Source organism: Hymenobacter nitidus, assembly GCF_020447315.1.
GTDB lineage: Bacteria > Bacteroidota > Bacteroidia > Cytophagales > Hymenobacteraceae > Hymenobacter > Hymenobacter nitidus.
In genome coordinates this window covers 58,541-78,833 of the sequence record NZ_JAJADQ010000011.1, presented here as the reverse complement: position 1 = coordinate 78,833, position 20,293 = coordinate 58,541, and the positions used below count along the sequence as shown (strand labels likewise).

Annotated in this window: 19 protein-coding genes and 1 tRNA gene; 11 read left to right on the top strand and 9 right to left on the bottom strand. The window is 58.2% G+C overall.

Annotated features, from left to right (window positions below; translation table 11 throughout):
* Positions 1 to 52 precede the first annotated feature (52 nt).
* A complete protein-coding gene (locus tag LGH70_RS18880; RefSeq protein ID WP_226188884.1) occupies positions 53 to 1,036 on the top strand; it encodes a YheT family hydrolase in 984 nt (327 codons plus the stop codon).
* Between the two features lie 178 nt (positions 1,037 to 1,214).
* On the opposite strand, the gene rsmG is transcribed toward LGH70_RS18880, so the two are convergent.
* The 3 genes from rsmG to LGH70_RS18865 form a co-directional block, all read right to left on the bottom strand.
* Positions 1,215 to 1,832, bottom strand: coding sequence for a 16S rRNA (guanine(527)-N(7))-methyltransferase RsmG (rsmG, locus tag LGH70_RS18875; RefSeq protein ID WP_226188881.1), 618 nt, complete (start codon positions 1,830 to 1,832; stop codon positions 1,215 to 1,217).
* A 153-nt stretch (positions 1,833 to 1,985) separates the two neighbouring features.
* On the bottom strand, positions 1,986 to 2,609 hold the full coding sequence (locus LGH70_RS18870) for an RNA polymerase sigma factor (protein WP_135463260.1): 624 nt from the start codon (positions 2,607 to 2,609) through the stop codon (positions 1,986 to 1,988).
* Entirely contained in the window at positions 2,600 to 3,730 is a 1,131-nt protein-coding gene (locus LGH70_RS18865) for a glycosyltransferase (protein WP_226188879.1), read from the bottom strand. The genes LGH70_RS18870 and LGH70_RS18865 overlap by 10 nt, the downstream gene beginning before the upstream one ends.
* Before the next feature lie 178 nt (positions 3,731 to 3,908).
* Here LGH70_RS18865 and tgt point away from each other — a divergent pair, with 178 nt between their 5' ends.
* From tgt to LGH70_RS18850, 3 genes are all read left to right on the top strand, one after another.
* A complete protein-coding gene (gene tgt, locus LGH70_RS18860; RefSeq protein WP_226188877.1) occupies positions 3,909 to 5,039 on the top strand; it encodes a tRNA guanosine(34) transglycosylase Tgt in 1,131 nt (376 codons plus the stop codon).
* A 99-nt stretch (positions 5,040 to 5,138) separates the two neighbouring features.
* Positions 5,139 to 6,215 carry an LptF/LptG family permease gene (locus LGH70_RS18855; protein ID WP_226188874.1) on the top strand — a complete coding sequence of 359 codons (1,077 nt, stop codon included), beginning with the start codon at positions 5,139 to 5,141 and terminating at the stop codon, positions 6,213 to 6,215.
* A 113-nt stretch (positions 6,216 to 6,328) separates the two neighbouring features.
* Positions 6,329 to 7,261 (top strand): DMT family transporter, encoded by a 933-nt coding sequence (locus LGH70_RS18850; RefSeq protein WP_226188871.1) that lies wholly within the window; start codon positions 6,329 to 6,331, stop codon positions 7,259 to 7,261.
* 32 nt (positions 7,262 to 7,293) lie between these two features.
* Here LGH70_RS18850 and ispE read toward each other — a convergent pair whose 3' ends face one another.
* Positions 7,294 to 8,106 carry a 4-(cytidine 5'-diphospho)-2-C-methyl-D-erythritol kinase gene (gene ispE / locus LGH70_RS18845; RefSeq protein ID WP_226188867.1) on the bottom strand — a complete coding sequence of 271 codons (813 nt, stop codon included), beginning with the start codon at positions 8,104 to 8,106 and terminating at the stop codon, positions 7,294 to 7,296.
* A gap of 172 nt (positions 8,107 to 8,278) precedes the next feature.
* On the opposite strand from ispE, the gene LGH70_RS18840 reads away from it, so the two are divergent.
* Genes LGH70_RS18840 through LGH70_RS18830 form a run of 3 tightly spaced genes read left to right on the top strand, consistent with a single transcriptional unit; the run spans position 8,279 to position 10,771 of the window.
* The gene (locus tag LGH70_RS18840; RefSeq protein WP_226188863.1) at positions 8,279 to 8,932 is read left to right on the top strand and encodes a sugar transferase; all 654 of its coding nucleotides are present in this window, start codon (positions 8,279 to 8,281) and stop codon (positions 8,930 to 8,932) included.
* Positions 8,929 to 9,633: an acetyltransferase gene (locus LGH70_RS18835; protein ID WP_226188861.1), complete on the top strand. Its 705-nt coding sequence runs from the start codon at positions 8,929 to 8,931 to the stop codon at positions 9,631 to 9,633. The genes LGH70_RS18840 and LGH70_RS18835 overlap by 4 nt, the downstream gene beginning before the upstream one ends.
* A complete protein-coding gene (locus tag LGH70_RS18830; protein WP_226188859.1) occupies positions 9,626 to 10,771 on the top strand; it encodes a DegT/DnrJ/EryC1/StrS family aminotransferase in 1,146 nt (381 codons plus the stop codon). The genes LGH70_RS18835 and LGH70_RS18830 overlap by 8 nt, the downstream gene beginning before the upstream one ends.
* 122 nt (positions 10,772 to 10,893) lie before the next feature.
* On the opposite strand, the gene LGH70_RS18825 is transcribed toward LGH70_RS18830, so the two are convergent.
* From LGH70_RS18825 to atpD, 4 genes are all read right to left on the bottom strand, one after another.
* Positions 10,894 to 12,015 carry a trans-sulfuration enzyme family protein gene (locus LGH70_RS18825; RefSeq protein ID WP_226188857.1) on the bottom strand — a complete coding sequence of 374 codons (1,122 nt, stop codon included), beginning with the start codon at positions 12,013 to 12,015 and terminating at the stop codon, positions 10,894 to 10,896.
* Between the two features lie 60 nt (positions 12,016 to 12,075).
* Entirely contained in the window at positions 12,076 to 12,960 is an 885-nt protein-coding gene (locus tag LGH70_RS18820; protein WP_226188855.1) for a tetratricopeptide repeat protein, read from the bottom strand.
* 158 nt (positions 12,961 to 13,118) lie between these two features.
* Entirely contained in the window at positions 13,119 to 13,364 is a 246-nt protein-coding gene (atpC, locus tag LGH70_RS18815) for an ATP synthase F1 subunit epsilon (RefSeq protein WP_135496997.1), read from the bottom strand.
* Between the two features lie 106 nt (positions 13,365 to 13,470).
* A complete protein-coding gene (gene atpD / locus LGH70_RS18810; RefSeq protein WP_226188852.1) occupies positions 13,471 to 14,976 on the bottom strand; it encodes a F0F1 ATP synthase subunit beta in 1,506 nt (501 codons plus the stop codon).
* A gap of 275 nt (positions 14,977 to 15,251) precedes the next feature.
* On the opposite strand from atpD, the gene LGH70_RS18805 reads away from it, so the two are divergent.
* From LGH70_RS18805 to pth, 4 genes are all read left to right on the top strand, one after another.
* Positions 15,252 to 15,324, top strand: a tRNA-Gln gene (locus LGH70_RS18805).
* A 101-nt stretch (positions 15,325 to 15,425) separates the two neighbouring features.
* A complete protein-coding gene (locus LGH70_RS18800) occupies positions 15,426 to 16,355 on the top strand; it encodes a ribose-phosphate pyrophosphokinase (protein WP_226188850.1) in 930 nt (309 codons plus the stop codon).
* A gap of 315 nt (positions 16,356 to 16,670) precedes the next feature.
* Positions 16,671 to 17,243: a 50S ribosomal protein L25/general stress protein Ctc gene (locus LGH70_RS18795; RefSeq protein WP_226188847.1), complete on the top strand. Its 573-nt coding sequence runs from the start codon at positions 16,671 to 16,673 to the stop codon at positions 17,241 to 17,243.
* A gap of 87 nt (positions 17,244 to 17,330) precedes the next feature.
* Complete coding sequence (gene pth / locus LGH70_RS18790) at positions 17,331 to 17,897, top strand: aminoacyl-tRNA hydrolase (RefSeq protein ID WP_226188844.1); 567 nt, start codon at positions 17,331 to 17,333, stop codon at positions 17,895 to 17,897.
* A gap of 169 nt (positions 17,898 to 18,066) precedes the next feature.
* Here the strand turns inward: pth and metG are convergent, their stop codons facing one another.
* A complete protein-coding gene (metG, locus tag LGH70_RS18785) occupies positions 18,067 to 20,121 on the bottom strand; it encodes a methionine--tRNA ligase (protein ID WP_262905409.1) in 2,055 nt (684 codons plus the stop codon).
* Positions 20,122 to 20,293: the final 172 nt, after the last annotated feature.

Sequence of the window (20,293 nt, the reverse complement as noted above, 5' to 3'; positions counted from 1 at the left end):
TCTTTCCCTAGCGGTCATGCCTATTTCGCATTGCCCGGCTTGCCATTCCGATATGCCAATTATCTCGCACTCCCGCTACCAGCCGCCGTTTTATATGTTCAATGGGCATATTCAGACCATCGTACCCAGCCTGTGGCGCTCGGTGCCCGATGTGCGCTACCAGCGCGAGCGGATAGAAACGCCCGATGGCGACTTTCTGGACCTCGACTGGTCGCGGCAAACCACTACCCCAACCGATACGCTGGCTATTGTGTCGCATGGGCTGGAGGGCGACGCCGGACGGCCCTACGTGCGCGGCATGGTGCGGGCCCTCAAGCGGGCCGGCCTCGATGCGCTGGCCTGGAACTACCGCAGCTGCAGCGGCGAAATGAACCGCCTGGTGCGCTCCTACCACCTCGGCGACACCGACGACCTCGACTTTGTGGTGCGCTACGCCCTGGCCACCGGCCGCTACCGCCGCATTTTCCTGACCGGCTTTAGTGCCGGCGGCAACGTAACGCTGAAATACCTGGGCGAGAACCCCGGCCGCGTGCCGCAGGAAGTGGCACGGGCGGCCGTATTCTCCGTGCCGACGGATCTAAAATCCAGCTCCTACCAGATTTCCAAGCCCGAAAACCGGATTTACCTGGCGCGCTTTCTCAAGTCGCTCAGAGCCAAAATGCGCCAGAAGGCCGAGCTGCTGCCGGGCCAGATTGACGTGGCAAACCTGGAGCTGCTGCGCGACTTCCCGCAGTTCGACGACCGGTTTACGGCGCCCATGCACGGCTTCAAGTCGGCGGATGACTATTATGAGCAGTCCAGCTCGGGGCGCTACCTGGCCACTATTGCTATTCCCACGCTGCTGGTGAATGCGGAGAATGACCCGTTTTTGGCTCCCTCCTGCTTTCCCCGGGATGTTGCCGCCGCGTCCGAATTCGTATTTCTGGAAACACCGCCCGAAGGCGGCCACGTGGGTTTCGCCGAAGGCACACCCGATGGAGAATATTATTCGGAGCGCCGCGCCGTAGAATTTCTACTGGCGGAAGTACCGGGGTAATGTGCTAATCGTTTGTCATGGCGAGCATTCTGCGCATGAAACACAGACGCGGCCATCCGTCCTCTATGCTCAGCCTTAACTGAAAAGCCCTTTTCCACGCAGGTAGAAAAGGGCTTTCTGGTAAAAGAGAGTGTCGTACTGTGCACAGAACGGGTTGCTTCAGGCTCGCAAGGACAGGCTACGAGTTGGGTACGAAAACCACCTTTTTGGTTTCGAAGAACTCCTCCTGGAAATAGTCGCTCAAGTTATGAACGTGGGCTACCAGGCCCGATTCTTCGATTTCCTCGGTCAGGTCGCCGCCTTTCAGGTAGTAGAGGCCGGTGGTAGCATTGCCCTGGGGCTTGTAGCGGTGGGCAATCCAGGGATGGAAGGTGGCCAGGCGGGCGACGGCGCGGCTTACCACGTAGTCGAACTTGCTGCGCACCTGCTCGGCGCGGGTTTGCTCGGCCGTAAGGTTGTGCAGGCCCAGGGCGTGGGCCATTTCCTGCACCGCCCGGATTTTCTTCCCGATGCTGTCGACTAGGTGAAACTTCACCTCGGGGAACAGAATGGCCAGCGGCAAGCCCGGCAAGCCTCCACCCGTACCGACATCCAAGACCGAAGTGCCGGCCGCAAACTGCACCACTTTGGCAATGCCCAGAGAGTGCAGGAAATGCCGCTCGGCAAGGTTGTCCACATCGGTGCGGGCGACCAGATTGAGGCGCTCATTCCAGCTGCGAAACTCGGTTTCGAGCTGGGCGAAGTGCCGCTTTTGTTGATCGGTGAGGTCGGGGAAGTAGTGGGCCAGAATATCCATCGGGGCAAAGATAGTGATGCGCGGGGGTGACTGGTGAAAAGTAGAGCATCAGGAAAGCGCGTCATGTCTTCCTACGGTCGACATGACGTTCTATTAGAAAAGTCTAGCCACAAAAAAGCCCCGACTTGCGGCGGGGCTTTCTTAATTTTAGGCTTAGATGATGTGCTTCTTGTTTTTCACCATGTCATAGAGTAGCTCACGGGCGCGGTGCAGCTGGGCCTTCACGGTGCCGAGCGGAGCTTTCAGCTCGGTGGCAATTTCCTCGTAGCTCAGCTCATCGAAGTAGCGCAGGGTCACGAGGCGCTGGTACTTATCGGGCAGCCGCGACACGACGTGCTGCATGATTTCGATTTTCTGATTTTTGATGGCCGTCTCCTGCGGGTTCAGGTTCTGGTCGCGGAAGTCGATGGTAATTTCGTCGCCGTTGTCGATTTTGATGGCCGAGTCAATCGACATCGTTTTGATTTTATTCTTGCGAATAAAGTCGATGCAGTTATTGGTGGCAATGCGGAACAGCCAGGTGCTGAAGGCGTATTCCGGGTTGAATTTGTGCAGGTTGCGGAAAGCCTTGGCGAAGGCCTCAATGGTCAAATCCTCGGCGTCGTCGGGGTTGCGCACCATTTTGAGCACCACGTGGTACACCGGCTTCTTGTAGATCTGCATCAGCTCGGCATAGGCTTTCTCATCCGACTGCTCTACGGCAGCGCGGATCAGCTTGAAGTCGTGCTTGGCTTTGGCAGAAAACTGCTTTTGAATTTCCTGATTGTTTACTTCCATCGGAGGTTACGGTAGAGGAACAGCGAAATTCCCAGAGCTAGATAGTAAAAAAAATAAACAGCGTCGAGCACGGGCAGCAACACTGTGGGCAGTCGGTCATCGAGTCGCTGGCCGAGCTTTGCATACGCAGCACAAATCACCGAAGTACGAACACCCCACAAGACGGTCAAAGGTACCCAATCGGGGCGGGAAAACAGCAGCACCAAAGTTGTGAAATAAAAAAGCAGATTAGTGCCAATAAAGTTTCCAATTCGTAATCTATCAGCGAGGCGGTAGTGCCGGCCGGCCGACAAATGCCGCCGCTTTTGCCGCCACCAGGCCTGCCAAGTTGCGGCTGGTACGCTCAGCGTATGCGCCGCCGGCTCCGCTTCTATCGTCACCCGCTGCCCGTGGCGCACGGCATCCTGCACGAGCAGATCGTCGTCGCCGCCGAGGCTGCGGATGTGGGAAGCAAAGCCTTTGGTTGCGCGGAAACACTGCTGTGTATAGGCCAGGTTGCGGCCCACGCCCATGTAGGGATGCCCCCGCCACGCGAAGGACAGATACTGTGCTCCGGTGAGCAGGGTTTCAAAACGGACGAGTTTATTTAAGAATCCGGGCGCCTCGGCGTAGGCCGAATAGCCCAGAATTAAATCGGCAGGCCGGGCAAAGCCGCGCTGCATCAGCCGAACCCACTGATTTGTAGCCGGAATACAATCGGCGTCGGTAAAAAGCAGGCGCGGGTGGCGGGCCGTTTTTATTCCCAGGGTCAAGGCATATTTTTTGGGCGACAACCCCTCGGGCGTCTTCTCCACCGACACTAGCCGGATGTTGGGGTAGTACTGAGTGAGCTGCTGCACGTACAGGTACGTGTCGTCGGCGCTGCGGTCGTCGATGAGAATTATTTCGAAGCCGGCCGGGTAATCCTGCTGCAGGAGCAAAGGCAGCAGGCGGCGCAGATTCTCCAGCTCATTGTGGGCGCAGACCAGCACAGAAACTGGTTCCGAATCGGCCGGCCCGGCGGCGGGCGGCGGAGTTTCGGGACGGAGCGCGAAAGGCAGAAAGTAGTAGGCCGCGTAGCCCAGCTGCACCAGCACCGAGGCCAGCAGCAGCCAGATGGCGGGCGAAAAAGGAACGGACAACGCGCGGGAGTTGAGTAAGTGGGCAAAAGTAGGGATTCAACACGAGGGAACCGTGGTAAGGGTTTACCTTTGCAGATTCAAACGTCATTTCCTGCCTTGGGGCACCGGGAGTATTCCGCATTAAGCCAACAGCTTACCGGCGGACTTCGCGGCCTCAACCAGGAATTCTTACCCACGCATGACCTTCGATTTAGTAGCCCACGATCCGCAGTCCAAAGCCCGCGCCGGGGTGGTGCACACGGCCCACGGCGCCATCCAGACGCCCATTTTTATGCCGGTGGGCACGGCCGGCACGGTGAAAGCCGTGCAGCAGCGCGACCTGAAAGACGATATCAAGGCCCAGATTATCCTGGGCAATACCTACCACCTGTATCTGCGCCCGGGCCTCGACGTGCTGCGCGCCGCCGGCGGCCTGCACAAGTTCAACGGCTGGGACCGGCCCATTCTGACCGACTCGGGCGGCTACCAGGTATACTCGCTCAGCGGCACGCGCAAAATCAAGGAGGAAGGCGTCAAGTTTCGCTCCCACATTGATGGCTCCCAGCATTTGTTTTCGCCCGAGGGCGTGATGGACATCCAGCGCACCATCGGGGCCGACATCATGATGGCCTTCGACGAGTGCACGCCCTGGCCCTGCGAGTACGACTACGCCGCCCGCTCCCTGGACATGACTCACCGCTGGCTCAAGCGCTGCATCGAGCGGTTTGACAGCACTGAGGGCCACTACGGCTACGACCAGACGCTGTTCCCGATCGTACAGGGCTCGACTTTCAAGGATCTGCGCATCAAGTCGGCCGAGTTTATTGCCGAGCAGGGGCGCGAGGGCAACGCCATTGGCGGGCTGAGCGTGGGCGAACCGGCCGACATGATGTACGAAATGACCGAGCTCGTCTGCGACATTCTGCCAAAGGACAAACCCCGCTACCTGATGGGTGTGGGCACGCCGGCCAACATCCTGGAAAACATTGCCCTGGGCGTGGATATGTTCGACTGCGTGATGCCGACCCGCAACGCCCGCAACGGCATGCTGTTCACCACGCAGGGCATTATCAACATCACCAACAAGAAGTGGCAGCTGGATCTGGAGCCGCTCGACCGGGAATTAGGCGGCTACGTGAGTACGTTTTACTCCCGCTCCTACGTTCGGCACTTGTTCCAGAGCCAGGAAATGCTGGGGCCCCAGATTGCCTCGATTCACAACCTGTCGTTCTACCTCTGGCTGGTGCAGCAGGCCCGGGAGCAAATCATTGCCGGCACCTTCCGTGACTGGAAAGACAAGATGGTGAAGCAGGTAATGACGCGGCTGTAGGGAGTGGTTTTTGGTTAATGGTTTTTCGTTGCTGGCTTCTTGCTTGACCCAAAGACCATTGGACACCCAAAAACCAAAAACGAATAACTAAAAACCAACGTGAAGCTCCTCGATAAGTACATCCTGCTGAAATTTCTCACCGCGTTTTTCTTCGTGGTGGTGGTGCTGGTGACGGTTATCTGCGTGATTGACTTCACGGAGAAAAACGACGACTTCATTCAGCACAACCTGTCGGCGGGCAAGATTATTTCGGAGTATTACCTCAACCTGTTTCCGTACTACGCCAACCTGCTCTCCCCGATTACGGTCTTTATTGCCGTGGTATTCGTGACGGCCCGGCTGGCGGCGCGTACCGAAATTGTGGCTATTCTGGCCAGTGGTGTGAGTTTTCAGCGGCTGCTGGTGCCCTACTGGATGGGTGCTTTCGTGATTGGCGTCATCACCTTTGGCCTCATTGGCTGGGGCATTCCGATGGCCAACAAAACGCGGGTGGCTTTCGAGAAAAAGTACATCAAAAACCCTTACCGCTACGATGCGCGCAACATCCATATCAAGATCGGGCCCAAGGCCTACGTGTATATGGAGAGCTACGACAACGTGAACAACGTGGGCTACCGCTTCGCGCTGGAAACCATTGAGGGCACCACCCTGAAGCGCCGCATGACGGCCGAGGCCATTACCTGGGACTCGACGCGCCGGGCCTGGAAGCTCAGCCCGCAGCTGGTGCGCACCTTCAACGGGCAGCAGGAAAAGCTGCTTACCCTGCCCGCCCGCGACACGACCCTGAACCTCTACCCCAAGGATTTTGCCAGCACCTGGCGCCTGTCCGAAACCCTGACCCTGCCCGAGCTCAACGCCTACATTCAGCAGAAGATTGACCGGGGCGCCGACGACACGCAGGTGTACTTGAGCGAGAAATACGAACGGTTTGCCTATCCCTACGCCATTTTCATTCTGACCACCATCGGCGTCATCCTGAGTGCACGCAAATCCCGGGCCGGTGTGGGCGGCCAGATTGCGCTGGGCTTCGTGCTAGCCTTCGTCTTCCTGATCTTCGTGATTCTAAGCCGCAACCTGGCCCAGGTCGGCGACATGCCCCCCATGCTGGCAGCCTGGGTGCCCAGCATTATTTTCACCTTCATCGGGGCCGTCCTCTACCGCTTCGTCCCACAGTAACGGTGATTCAGCGACATCGTGAATTAGTGAGTTTGCTGTTCAATACCGCGCCATTGGCGCCAGCCGAACAGCAACTCACTAATTCACGAAGTCGCTGAATCACCAAATAACCTATGCTCAAAGACTACCTGCGTCTGCACTTTATTGTCCTGCTCTGGGGCTTCACGGCTATTCTGGGCAAGTTGATTTCGGTGCCGCCGGTAGAGCTGGTTTTCTGGCGGACCTTGCTGGCATCCGGGGGGCTGGGCTTGCTGCTGCTCATGCGCAAGCAGGACTGGCGCGTGCCGCCGGCCGATGCGGCCCGCTTGCTGGGCGTGGGGGCGCTGGTAGCCGTGCACTGGATTACCTTTTTCCTGGCCGCCCGGCTGTCCTCGGTGAGTGTGTGCCTGGCGGGCCTGGCTACGCTGGCCCTGTGGACTTCCCTGCTCGAACCCCTGCTGCTGTGGCGGCGCGTGCGGGCCTACGAAGTAGGCCTGGGCTTGCTCACGATGGTGGGGCTTTACTTGGTGTCTCAGGCCGAGTTTGACCAATTGCTGGGCTTAGGCGTCGCTATTATTTCGGCGGGAATTTCGGCCTTGTTCAGCGTGCTGAATGTCAAGCTGGTAAAGCGCCATTCACCCATCAAGCTCACGTTCTACGAAATGGCTGGGGCCTGCCTGAGCGTGGCGCTGTTTTTCCCGGTGTACGCGCGCTACTACACCGAAGGAGCCGGTTTGCAGCTGGCCCTGCGCCCCCTCGACTGGCTCTGGCTCCTGCTGCTGGCCGGCGTGTGCACCGTGTATGCCTTCTCCTCATCGGTGGAGCTGATGAAGCGTCTGTCGGCCTTTGTGATTAATCTGACCGTGAACCTGGAGCCCGTGTACGGCATCATCCTGGCCGTGCTGATTTTCGGAGCCCAGGAAAAGATGTCGACCGGCTTTTACCTGGGCACGCTCATTATTCTGCTCAGCGTGCTTATTCACCCCGTGCTCGATCAGTGGAACCAGCGCCGGGCCCGGCGGCGGCAGGAGCCCGTGCCGGAAGAAATTATCATTACCAATCCGTAAGCGTGGCCTCAAGCCCCCGAAGTTAGGTCAGGCTACAACTGCCCATCCCACACCTGATACTCGGCCGGAAAGGCAATCTGCGGCGGCTGCTCCCGGCCCGGAAACAGCCCGTACACAGCCGAGCCGGAGCCCGATAGGCTGGCATACGTGGCTCCGGCGGCGTACAGGGCGGCCTTCACGGCAGCCAGTACCGGATAATGCGGCGTAAGCACCTCCTCAAAATCGTTGGTCACCGTTTCGCGCCATGTTGCCAGGGGCTGGGCCAAACTCGGGCGCAAGGCATGGCGCGGGGTGCGGGGCGCAATGCGCGAATAAGCTTCGGCCGTGCTGATATGCAGGTTCGGATACACCACCTTGCAGGCCACGCCGGCCAGATCAAGCGCCACCGGCTCAAAAACGTCACCTTTCTCGTAGGCAAACACAGGCTTGTTCTCGATGAAAAAAGCGCAGTCGGAGCCCAGGCGGCGGGCGTAGTGCTGCAGCTGCTCCGGAGTCAATGCTAGGCTGAACAGCTCGTTCAGGGCGCGCAGGGCAAAGGCCGCGTCGCCGGAGCCCCCGCCCAGCCCGGCTCCGATGGGTACGGCTTTGTGCAGGTGCATCTGCACCGGAGGCAGGCTGAAATCGGCTTGCAGCAGCTCGTAGGCGCGCCAGCACAGGTTGGTAGCCGGCTCGCCGGGAATTGGAATACCCGAGAGCGTCAGCGCGTTTTCCGGGGCGGGCAGCACTTCCAGCGCGTCGCACCAGGGCAGCGGTACAAACACCGATTCGAGGTTGCGGAAGCCGTCGGGCCGCTGCTCGGTGATGTACAAACCCAGGTTTAGTTTGGCGTTCGGAAAAACAAGCATAGTCTTGGCAGGCACGTAGAGCAAAACGGAAGCCCCATAGCCGGAGCGTTTCTTCCACCGAAAACAGCAGTTGAACGCGCCAGCGGCGGCATACGGCGCAAGCTACGGCAGGCGCGGCACAAAAAGCATATTTTTGCCCGTTGTCAGCATCTGGCAGCCTTGGTTTTCGCGTATGGTTGTTTCCTCTTCCACATCCTGGTACTTGGCCTGGGGCAAACGGGTGCTCGACCTGGGCCTGGCCCTGCCGGCAGCCGTGCTCACGCTGCCGCTGCTGCTGCTGGCCACGGCCGTGCTGGCCGTCCAGAACCGGGGACAGGTGCTGTTTCGGCAGTTGCGGCCGGGCCTGCACGGGGTCTTGTTTACGCTCTACAAGCTCCAGACCATGACCAACGCCCGCGACGACCAGGGTCAGCTGCTGCCCGACGCCCAGCGCCTCACCCGCCTGGGCCGCTGGCTGCGCGCCACTTCCATCGACGAGCTGCCCCAGCTCTGGAACGTGCTGCGCGGCGAGCTGAGCCTGATTGGTCCCCGGCCCCTGCTACCCCAGTACCTGCCGCTGTACTCGCCCCGGCAGGCCCGCCGCCACGCCGTGAAGCCTGGTATTACGGGCTGGGCCCAGGTAAACGGGCGCAACGCCATTTCCTGGGAACAAAAATTCGAATATGACGTCTGGTACGTCGACCACGTCTCCTGGCCGCTGGACCTGCGCATTCTGCTGCTCACCGCTTTTCGGGTGCTGGGCGCACGGGGTGTTACGGCCCCGGGCCAGGCTACTACCGAAGCCTTTACCGGCTCGCCGCCCTCTTCTCATCCTCCTATTGCATGACGCACGTTCGTGATTCTTTCGCCGAAAATGCTGCCGCAGCTCGCTCCGGCCACCTGCCCAAGCTGGTTATTTTCGGGGCGGGCGGCCTGGGCCGCGAGGTGCTGGTACTGGTGCACCAGATCAACGCGGTGCGGGCTACCTGGCAGCTGGCCGGCTTTTTCGATGATCAGGCCCCGGCTTCGGCTACTATTCATGGCGTGCCCTACCTGGGCGGAACTGAGGCGCTGAACTCGGTTTCCGAGCCCCTGCAGGTGGTTATTGCGGTGGGCAACGGCCGTAGCCGGGCCAGCATCGTGCAGCGGCTCACCTCACCCCTGCTGCGCTTTGCCACGCTGGTGCACCCGGCCATCGCCTGCCAGCCCTACCAGCACCTGCAGATTGGTGAAGGCAGTATCATCGGGCAGGGCTGCATTCTCACTACCGACATCCGCCTGGGCTGCCACGTGCTGCTCAACCTGGGTTGCACCATCGGCCACGATGCGGTACTGGAAGATTTTTGCTCCCTGATGCCCCATGCCAACGTCGGCGGTGAAGCGCATTTAGAAACCGGCGTGTATTTGGGCACCAATGCCACCGTTATCAACCAAGTGCGCATCGGGGCCCGCACCATTGTGGGGGCGGGCGCCGTAGCCGTGCGCGACCTGCCCGCCGACTGCACCGCCGTGGGAGTTCCCGCTACCGTTATCAAAGTACATGCATAGCCAGGACCACGACCGGATTTTTCTTTCCCCGCCCCACCTCGGCCGCCACGAGCTCAACTACGTCCACAAAGCCATTGAGGACAATTGGGTGGCCCCGGCCGGCCCCAACCTCACCGGTTTCGAGCAGGACATCTGCCACTACACCGGCGCGGCCCATTGCGTGGCCTTGTCGTCGGGCACGGCCGCTATTCACCTCGGCCTGATTCTACTCGGCGTTGGGCCCGGCGACGAAGTGCTCTGCCCCTCCTTTACGTTCGTGGCCACGGCCAACCCGATTCTGTACCTGGGCGCCACCCCGGTGTTTGTCGACAGCGAAGCCACGACCTGGAACATGTGTCCGGACCGCCTGCGCGAGGCTATTGAGCACCGTATTCAGCTCGGCAAGAAGCCCAAGGCGCTTATTCTGGTACACCTCTACGGCATGCCGGCCCAGCTCGACCAGCTGCAGGCCATTGCCGAGCTGTATGATATTCCCGTGCTCGAAGACGCGGCCGAAGCCCTGGGCTCCCGCTACGACGGCCGCCGGCTCGGCACCTTCGGGGCCGTCGGCGTCTTTTCCTTTAACGGCAACAAGATTATTACCACCAGCGGCGGGGGCGCACTGGTAACTGCCAAGACTGAGTGGGCCGAGCAGACGCGTTTTCTGGCCACCCAGGCCAAAGACCCGGCTCCTTATTACCAGCATTCCGCGGTAGGCTATAACTACCGGCTCAGCAACATTCTGGCCGGTATCGGGCGGGGCCAGATGGAGCTTATCGACAGCCGCGTGAAAAGCCGCCGCGAGGTATTTGCCTGGTACCAAGCCAACCTGAAGCATATTTCCGTCCTGCAGTTTGGCCCTACCGAGCCGGCGTTGGGCTTCTCCAACCGCTGGCTGACCACTATCACCCTGGACGTCGCTCACACCAGCGTTACCCCCGAGCAAGTGCGCCAGCACCTCGAAACGCACAACATAGAGTCAAGGCCGCTGTGGAAACCGCTGCATCAGCAGCCGCTTTTCGCGCAGGCGGCCATGTATGGTGGCGCAGTATGTACCGATTTATTTACCCGCGGCCTGTGCCTGCCTTCCGGCTCCTCCCTCACCGAAACGGACCTACGCCGGGTTTCCGATGCCCTGCAAGAAATTCTCCGCCCCTAAAGCTGCTCGTATTCAGTACAAGCAGCGTCGGCGAAGTACATAAGGTTCCTTCGTAAGTACATGCAGTACAAAACTCAGCCCTCGTAGTACAAAGTTATTCGCTCTGGTACATTGTCCTGGTGCTACTCCAGCGCGTGGTCCAAGTCAGCCAGCAGTTCTACAATGGGCTCAATCCCGATGGAGAGGCGCACCAGTCCTACCGTTATGCCCAGCGCCTGCTGCTGCTCGGTCGTCAGGTAGCGGTGAGATGTGCCGAGGGGGTAGGACATAGAAGAGTCGACACCAGCCAGAGAAGGCGCGAAGGGAAACTTCTGGCTGCGCTGCATAAAGCGGTTGACGGCCTCGGCCTCATCTTCCAGTAAAATAGAGAGCATACCGCCGAACAGACCCGCGCCCTGCTCCGTGGCCAGCGCGTGCTGCGGATGATCAAGCAAGCCCGGGTAATATACCTGCCGCACTTTCGGGTGCTGGCTCAGAAACTCTGCTACCGCCAGGGCATTGTGGCTGTGCTCCCGCATGCGCAGCCGTAGCGTTTTCAGACCGCGCACCGCCAGCCAGCTTTCCATCGGGCTCAGCGTGAGGCCATACAATACCCCGATTTGCTTGAGCCGCGCGGCCACTTCTTCGTCGGCGGCTACGGCCACGCCCGCCGTTACGTCGCTGTGCCCGGAAATGTATTTCGTGACGCTGTGCAGCGAAATATCCGCCCCCAGCTCCAGCGGCCGGGTAATAACGGGGGAGGCAAACGTATTGTCGACCACCAGCTTCAGGCCGTGCCGATGGCACTCGGCAGCCAGACGCCGCAGGTCGGCCACGCGCAGCAGCGGGTTGCTGATTGTCTCGGCCAGCAGCAGCTTGGTGGCAGGCTGCACGAAACCGTTTAGCTCATAGAGCTGCTCGAACGGCACGTAGGTTACCGTGATGCCCAGGCGGCCCAACTCGGCGTTCAGCAAGGAAGAAGAGCCGCCGTAGATGTCGGCCGCGCACAGCACATGGTCACCGGCCTGACAGCAAGCCAGAATAGCGGCAAAAATAGCCGCCATGCCCGAGCCCGTGGCTACTGCACCCGCGCCGCCTTCGAGCGTATTTACGGCGGCGGCCAGCTCGTCCGAGTTGGGGTTGCCGTTGCGCGAATACATATACCGGCTTCCCGGCTCCCCAAAATATTGCTCCAGTTCGTTCAGGTCGTCGAACTTGAACACGGAGGTCTGGTAAATCGGAGTGATTTTGGGAGCAATCTTCATGGGTGGAGGACAGGCAAAAAGCAAATGAGTCGGCAAGGTAAGGCCACGGCAGGAGCCGCGCTATTTCAGCTGCTGAATTTCCTTGCTCAGGTCGGTAGCGGCCGGGCGGCCCTCGGGCAGCTTGCGCAGGGCCGTTAGGTACTGCTGCGCCTGCTCTTTGTGGCCCAGCTCAATCTCTACTTTGGTTAGATTAGCCAGCGTCTGCCAGTCGTTGGGTTTGCGAGCATTAGCTTGCTGAAACAATTCCAGCGCCTTTCCCCACTGTTTTTTCTGCGCGTAATAAGTCGCCAGGTTAAATGGCCCCAAAGAACTGGCCGGATAATACTTGACCAGCAGCTCTGCCATCTGCCGTACCACCTCATCGGCTTCAGCACTCTGCATCTGCCAGTATGGGAGCATATACTCTTCCATGCTTTCGGGCAAAAAATTGGCTTCGGCGGCGGGTAAAGCCGCTCCATCCCGCCACCGCCAGGGCTTACCACTAGTTTGCCGGTCGGCCAGAGCTGCCGCCAGCACGTCAATTTCCGCCGCTGCCTCCCCGGTCATCTCGTAGGTTTTGGCCAACCCAAAGCGCATATCCAGCCGGTCTGGAGCTAACTCAATTCCCTCCCGCAGCGTGGTGCGGGCCGCGGCCAGCAGAGTGGGTTCGTATCCTTCCCCAATAGAGCCGGCCGCTTCGCCGTTGGCCTTGTTGAACACCATCCCGCCTTGCTTGCTCGGATCTGAGCTGACCACCACCCGGTAAGCTTGCTTCAGCAGGTAATTAAAGCGGGCCACGTACCAGTCGGGGTCCTGAGGCTTTTTCTGCTGCCAGCTAGTCAGCACCTTGCGGGCCTTGGCAGTATCCTGGGCCTGCATAGCCCGCCGAAAGTCACTGTTATAATTCTGCGCGTAGCCAGCGTGGGAAGCCAAGGCCAGCAGCAAAGAAAAAATCAGCTTACGCATATACTAAATCCTTACAAGATACAGTGGGTGGGTAGTGCAAGTTATGCTAAGCAGAATCTTCTTCAGCTTGCTGCTAGTGAATAGCATCAGAAAATGTTGGCCACAGAAAAGCCCCGCACCTGTTGCCAGATGCGGGGCTTTTCTGTGGGCCAGGCTGGTTACGCAACCGCGCCTTCGGCCAATACAATCACATTGTTGCGGAGCACTTCCACCACGCCACCTTCGATGCGGAAGGATTCGCGGCCGGCAGCACCCACTACCGTGATATCACCCGATTTGAGGGCGCTGATCAGCGGGGCGTGGTTGTTCAGGACTTCAAACAGGCCGTCGGTACCCGGAAACTGTGCCGACACTACGTCGCCAGCAAACACTTTGCGGTCCGGCGTGATGATTTCTAAATGCATGGTTTCTAATGTGAGAAATGTATAAATGTGCTGAATGTGCTGATGCGGGCGTGAAAACAATTCATTTCCACATTTCCCCCATCAGCACATTCCTCACATTAGAAATTTACTTGGCTTCCGAAATCAGACGCTCGCCTTTGGCTACGGCGTCCTCAATGGTGCCTACCAGGTTGAAGGCAGCCTCGGGCAGGTGGTCGTAGGTACCGTCGATGATGGCGTTGAAGCCTTTGATGGTATCCTTGATGTCAACCAGTACGCCGGCGAGGCCCGTGAACTGCTCGGCTACGAAGAAGGGCTGCGACAGGAAGCGCTGCACCCGGCGGGCACGCGTTACAGTCAGCTTATCCTCTTCCGAGAGTTCGTCCATACCCAGGATGGCGATGATGTCCTGCAGTTCCTTGTAGCGCTGCAGAATCTCTTTCACGCGCTGGGCCGTGTTGTAGTGCTCGTCGCCGAGAACTTCAATCGACAGGATGCGCGAGGTGGAGTCCAAGGGGTCCACGGCGGGGTAGATGCCCAGCTCAGCAATCTTCCGCGACAGTACCGTCGTGGCGTCCAAGTGAGCAAAGGTGTTAGCCGGAGCCGGGTCAGTCAAGTCATCGGCAGGTACATATACGGCCTGTACCGACGTGATAGAACCACGCTTGGTCGAGGTGATACGCTCCTGCATGGCGCCCATTTCGGTAGCCAGCGTGGGCTGGTAACCTACGGCAGATGGCATCCGGCCCAGCAGAGCCGATACTTCCGAACCTGCCTGGGTGAAGCGGAAAATGTTGTCGATGAAGAACAGGATGTCGCGGCCAGCGCCGGTGCCATCACCGTCGCGGAAGTTCTCCGCAATGGTCAGACCCGACAGGGCAACGCGGGCCCGGGCTCCGGGGGGCTCGTTCATCTGACCGAACACCAGGGTAGCCTGCGACTTGAGCAGCTCGTTCTGGTCAACCTTGGTCAAATCCCAGCCGCCCTGCTCCATCGAGTGCTTGAACTCCTCACCGTACTTGATGATGTCCGACTCAATGAATTCGCGCAGCAAGTCATTGCCTTCGCGGGTACGCTCGCCTACACCGGCAAATACCGACAGACCAGCATACGCCTTAGCGATGTTGTTTACCAGCTCCATGATCAGTACGGTCTTGCCTACACCGGCACCACCGAACAAACCAATTTTGCCACCCTTTACATAGGGAGCGAGCAGGTCAATTACTTTGATACCCGTGAACAGGATTTCCGACGACGTAGCCAGATCCTCGAAGGGTGGCGGCTGGCGGTGAATCGACATCGGGCCGTCGCTCTTAGGCTGGGGAATGCCGTCGATGGCGTAGCCGATGACGTTGAACAAGCGTCCTTTTACGCCTTCGCCGGTGGGCATCGACATCGGAGCGCCCAGGTTACGCACTACCGCGCCGCGGGTCAGACCTTCGGTCGAGTCCATAGCGATGGTGCGCACACGGTCTTCACCGAGGTGTTGCTGGCACTCCAGGACTACTACCTGGCCGTTGTCTTTCGTGACTTCGAGTGCGTCGAGGATATTGGGAAGCTTAGAGCCTTCACCCGCGAAGCTCACGTCCACAACGGGACCGATTACCTGGGTGATTTTACCGTTATTCGCCATTGCGAGTCTTTATATAGATGGGTGCAACGTTTTCAGGGTGCAAAACTACGGCTTAATCCCGGCTTTGCCAAAGCCCGGCCAGAGGAAAGTTCGGGCCTTTTTTTCACCCCCAATCCGGCCTGATTATCAGCCCATAAGGGCAAAAACCGCATATTTCAGGAAGCCGAGCCCGAAAATTTCTCGAAAAATTTTTGTGGATAAATTTGCCTTGAATCTTTCCCGTAGTACATTTGCACACCCAAACGGCACACCCACACCGGTCGCCGCTTGGAAATTGTCCGATGGTGTAACTGGCAACACGCTTGATTTTGATTCAAGAAAGTCCAGGTTCGAGCCCTGGTCGGACAACCGACTAAGTAACGCGAAAGGCGCTGATCCTTCCTCCCCGGAAGAATCGGCGCCTTTCGCTTTTTCAGTTTCTTCCGTTTTTCGCCCCCTTTCCCCTCTCCATGGCTCAGCAGGTTAAAATCTTTGCAGGAAACGCTTCTCCTGAACTCGGTAAAGCAATTGCCGAAGCTTACGGCACCCAACTCGGCGACCTAAGCATTCAGCGCTTCGCCGACACCGAACTCGGCCCTAGCTTCAACGAAAGCGTGCGGGGCTGCGCGGTATTCCTCATTCAGAGCACCAACCCTCCGGCCGAAAACCTGATGGAGCTGATGCTGATGGTAGATGCCGCCAAGCGCGCCTCGGCTGCCTCCGTGACGGTGGTGATGCCGTACTTCGGCTACGCCCGCCAGGACCGCAAGGACAAGCCCCGCGTAAGCATCGGTGCCAAAGTAGTGGCCGACTTCATTCAGAGCGTGGGCACCGACCGCCTGATGACCTGCGACCTGCACGCGGGCCAGATTCAGGGCTTCTTCGATATTCCCGTCGATCATCTGGATGGAGCCACCGTTTCGGCGCCTTATATAAAGTCCCTGGGGCTGGATGACCTGATCTTCGCTTCTCCCGACGTAGGCGGCGTAGTCCGCACCCGGGCATTTGCCAAGAAGTTCGGAGCCGAAATCGTCGTCTGCGACAAAATGCGCCTGCGGGCCAATGAAATTGCCTCCATGCAGGTCATCGGCGACGTGACGGGCATGAACGTGGTACTGGTGGACGACATCGTGGACACGGCCGGCACGATTTGCAAAGCCGCCGAGCTGCTGATGGAACGCGGCGCTAAGTCGGTGCGGGCCGTGATTACCCACGGCGTGCTCAGCGGTCCGGCCCACGAGCGGATTCGCAACTCGGTGCTGGAAGAGCTCGTCATTACCGACACGATTCCGCTGAAAGAGGAAAACCACAAGGTCAAGGTCATTTCCCTGGCCAATCTGTTTGCCCAGGCTATCCGCAACGTAGTGACTCACGAAAGCATTAGCTCGCTGTTTATATAGTATAGTCTTTGTGTGTCCTTGCGAGGAACGAAGCCGTCCGTCCTCTGCGCAGTACGACACAACCTTTTACCAGAAAGCCCTTTCCTACTCGCGTGGGAAAGGGCTTTTCAGTTTAGATAGCTGAGCACATTTCAGAGGACGGATTGCTTCGCGTTGCTCGCAAGGGCAAACTAGTGCTGATGCCCTACTATCTGATCTGATTAAGTAATCGGTTTCCATTTATAAAACAATAGCGCTATCTTTGCGGCCCGTTTTGGGCTGATTGTCAGCTTGGCCGGGAAAACACAATTTACTTTTTCTCAAAAACACAAGCTTATGAAAAGCCTCGAGATTGTAGGGTTTAAAAGAGCGAATCTCGGTAAGAAGGATGCGAAAGCACTGCGTCTTGACTCGTATGTTCCGTGCGTATTGTACGGTGGCGACGAGCAGGTGCACTTCTCGGCTCCGGCCATCCTCTTCCGCGAATTGCTGTACACGCCCGACGTACACGTTGTTGACGTAAACGTTGAAGGCACCGTGTACCGCGCCATCGTGCAGGATGCCCAGTTCCACCCCGTGAACGAAATGCTGCTGCACGTTGACTTCCTGTTGCTGCAGGAAGGCAAAGAAGTGAAGATGGACATCCCCGTGAAATATGTTGGTGTTTCGCCGGGCGTATTGGCCGGTGGTAAGCTGGTAAGCAAGCTGCGTAAGCTGAAAGTAAAGGCGCTGCCCGAAAACCTGCCCGACTACGTTGAAGTGAACATCTCGGACCTCGAGCTGGGCAAGTCAATCAAGGTAAGCAAGGTGGAAGCCCAGAACTTCACCATCCTGACCAACGGTGCTGCTCCGATTGCTACCGTTGCCATCCCACGTGCCCTGAAAGGCCAGATGAACGCCGACAAGTAATATCTCTCCGCTCTGCGGTAAGTAAGGAAATCCTGTCCTGCCTCGGCGGGGCAGGATTTCTTGCGTTAAAACCCCGTATTTCGCCTTATGAAGTTTCTCGTCATGGCCCTGGGCAACATCGGGCCCGAATACGCCGATACGCGCCACAACATCGGTTTTATGGTGGCCGATTATCTGGCTGCCAAGCACGACGCGCAGTTTGAGCTGAAGCGCCACGCGTTTGTCACCGAAATAAAGCACAAGGGCAAAACGCTGGTGCTGGTGAAACCTACTACCTACATGAACCTGAGCGGCAAAGCCGCCGCGCATTATCTTACCAGTGAGAAAATCCCGAAGGAAAACATGGTGGTTGTTACCGACGACCTGGCCTTGCCCTACGGTAAGCTGCGGCTGAAAGGCAAAGGCTCGGCCGGCGGACACAATGGCCTGAAGCACATTCAGGAAACGCTCGGCACCGATGAGTATGCCCGCCTGCGCTTCGGCGTCGATGCCAATTTCCCCAAAGGCCGGCAGGTGGATTATGTACTGAACCCATTTTCGGCGGATGAAAAAATCGACCTGCCCCTGCGCATCGAAAAAGCCGCCGACGCTATTCTGGCATTTGCTACCATCGGCCTGGAGCGCGCTATGAACGTGGTAAATGTGAAAGAATAATGTGCTGATGACTAAACGCGTGTCGCTGCGAGCACGAAGGACGAAGCAATCCGTCCGCTGAAATGCGGAGACCTTCGTAAAGCGAAAAGCCCTTTTCAGAACATTCTGAAAAGGGCTTTCTGGTAAAAGGACAGCTGGCCACGGCTGCGTCTCGCAATAACAATTATTGCTACGCCACGTGGCTGCCGGGGCGCACGTGCTGGCCGGGCTGCATAAGCAGCAGGGAACCGTCGGCGTTTTCGGCCAGCAGCAGCATACCCTGCGACTGGATGCCTTTGATTTCGCGGGGCGCCAGGTTCAGCAGCACCAACACCTGCTGGCCCACCAGGGCCTCGGGAATAAAGTGCTCGGCAATGCCACTGACGATGGTGCGCTGGTCGAGGCCCGTATCGACGGTGAGTTTGAGCAGCTTCTTGGTTTTAGCGACTTTTTCGGCCGCTACCACCGTACCCACGCGCAAATCCATGCGGCCGAACTCATCGAAGCTGATGTCTTCCTTGGCGGGCTCTACCACGGCATTGGCTAGCTCGTTGGCTTTTTTGGTATCCAGCAGCTTCTGCACCTGGGCTTCCACGGTGGCATCCTCAATTTTGTCGAACAGCAGCGCGGCCGCACCGATTGGGTGGCCAGCCGCCAGTGCGTTGGGGCGACCTGCCGTTTGCCAGGTTCCTTTTTCGAGGTGTAGCATTTCGCCCAGCGTAGCCGCCGATGCAGGCAGGAAAGGCTCCATTAATGTCACCAGACCGGCTGCAATTTGCAGGGCCACGTGCAGCACGGTTCCGGTGCGGGCTTCGTCGGTTTTAATTAATTTCCAGGGCTCCGTTTCGGCCAGGTATTTATTGCCAACGCGCGTCAGGTTCATTAATTCGTTCAGTGCGTCGCGGAAGCGGTAATTTTCGATTAGCTCGCCGATACGCTGCGGAAATTCGGCTAATTGGGCCAGCGCTTCTAGGTCAATGGCCTGCAAATCGCCACTAATAGCTGGCACGTTGCCCGCGAAGAATTTGTGCGTCAGCACCACGGCACGGTTCACGAAGTTGCCGAGGTTGGCAACCAGCTCGTTGTTGTTGCGCGCCTGAAAATCCTTCCAGGTAAAATCGTTGTCTTTGTTTTCCGGAGCGTTGGCACACAATACATACCGCAACACGTCGGCTTTTCCGGGGAATTCCTGCAGATATTCGTGCAGCCACACCGCCCAGTTTCGGGACGTGGATATTTTGTCGCCTTCCAGATTCAGGAACTCGTTGGCCGGCACATTATCGGGCAGGATATAATCGCCGTGGGCCTTGAGCATCGCCGGGAAAATGATGCAGTGGAACACGATATTATCCTTGCCAATAAAGTGCACCAGCTTGCTGCCGCTATCCTTCCAATACGTTTCCCAGGTATCGGGCAATAAATCCTTGGTGGCAGAAATGTAGCCGATGGGCGCGTCGAACCACACGTAGAGCACTTTGCCCTCGGCCCCTTCTACCGGCACGGGCACGCCCCAGTCCAGGTCGCGGGTGACGGCGCGGGGCTGCAGGCCCTGGTCAATCCAGGATTTGCACTGCCCGTACACGTTGGCTTTCCAGTCGGACTTATGGCCTTCCACAATCCACTCGCGCAACCAGGGCTCGTACTGGTCGAGGGGCAAATACCAATGTTTGGTTTCGCGCAGCACGGGCTGGTTGCCGCTGAGCATGCTACGGGGCGAAATTAATTCGGTAGGACTTAGCGACGAACCGCATTTTTCGCACTGGTCGCCATAGGCATTCTCGTTGCCGCAGTTGGGGCAAGTACCTACGATGTAGCGGTCGGCCAAAAATTGCTCGGCTTTCTCGTCGTAGTACTGCTGCGACGTCTGCTCAATGAATTTCCCATCCTCATAAAGCTTTTTGAAAAAGCCGCTGGCGACTTCGCTGTGCGTTTGGGAAGAGGTGCGCGAATAAATATCAAATGAGACGCCGAAGTCGGCGAAGGAGTCGCGGATAATAGCGTGGTATTTATCGACCACCTGCTGCGGCGTTACGCCCTCTTTCTGCGCCCGGATAGTAATAGGCACGCCGTGCTCGTCAGAGCCGCAGATAAACTTAACGTCGCGGCCTGCTGAGCGCAGATAGCGCACGTAGATATCGGCGGGTAAATACACCCCCGCCAAATGCCCGATATGCACGGGGCCGTTGGCGTAGGGCAAGGCAGCCGTGACGGTATAGCGCTGAGGTTCAGATTGTATAGAAGACATTACATCAGAAATTCGGTGAAGAAAAGAGCCATTTTCACGAATAGTAATTCGCGTATTGACCCACAAAGAAACAAGGATTTAAAAGTATTAATGGGGTCTTAAAACCTTAATGTAGCACGACAGGTAAATACGGTTACATTTGGGCACAGCGACGCTACTTATTACCGCTGTT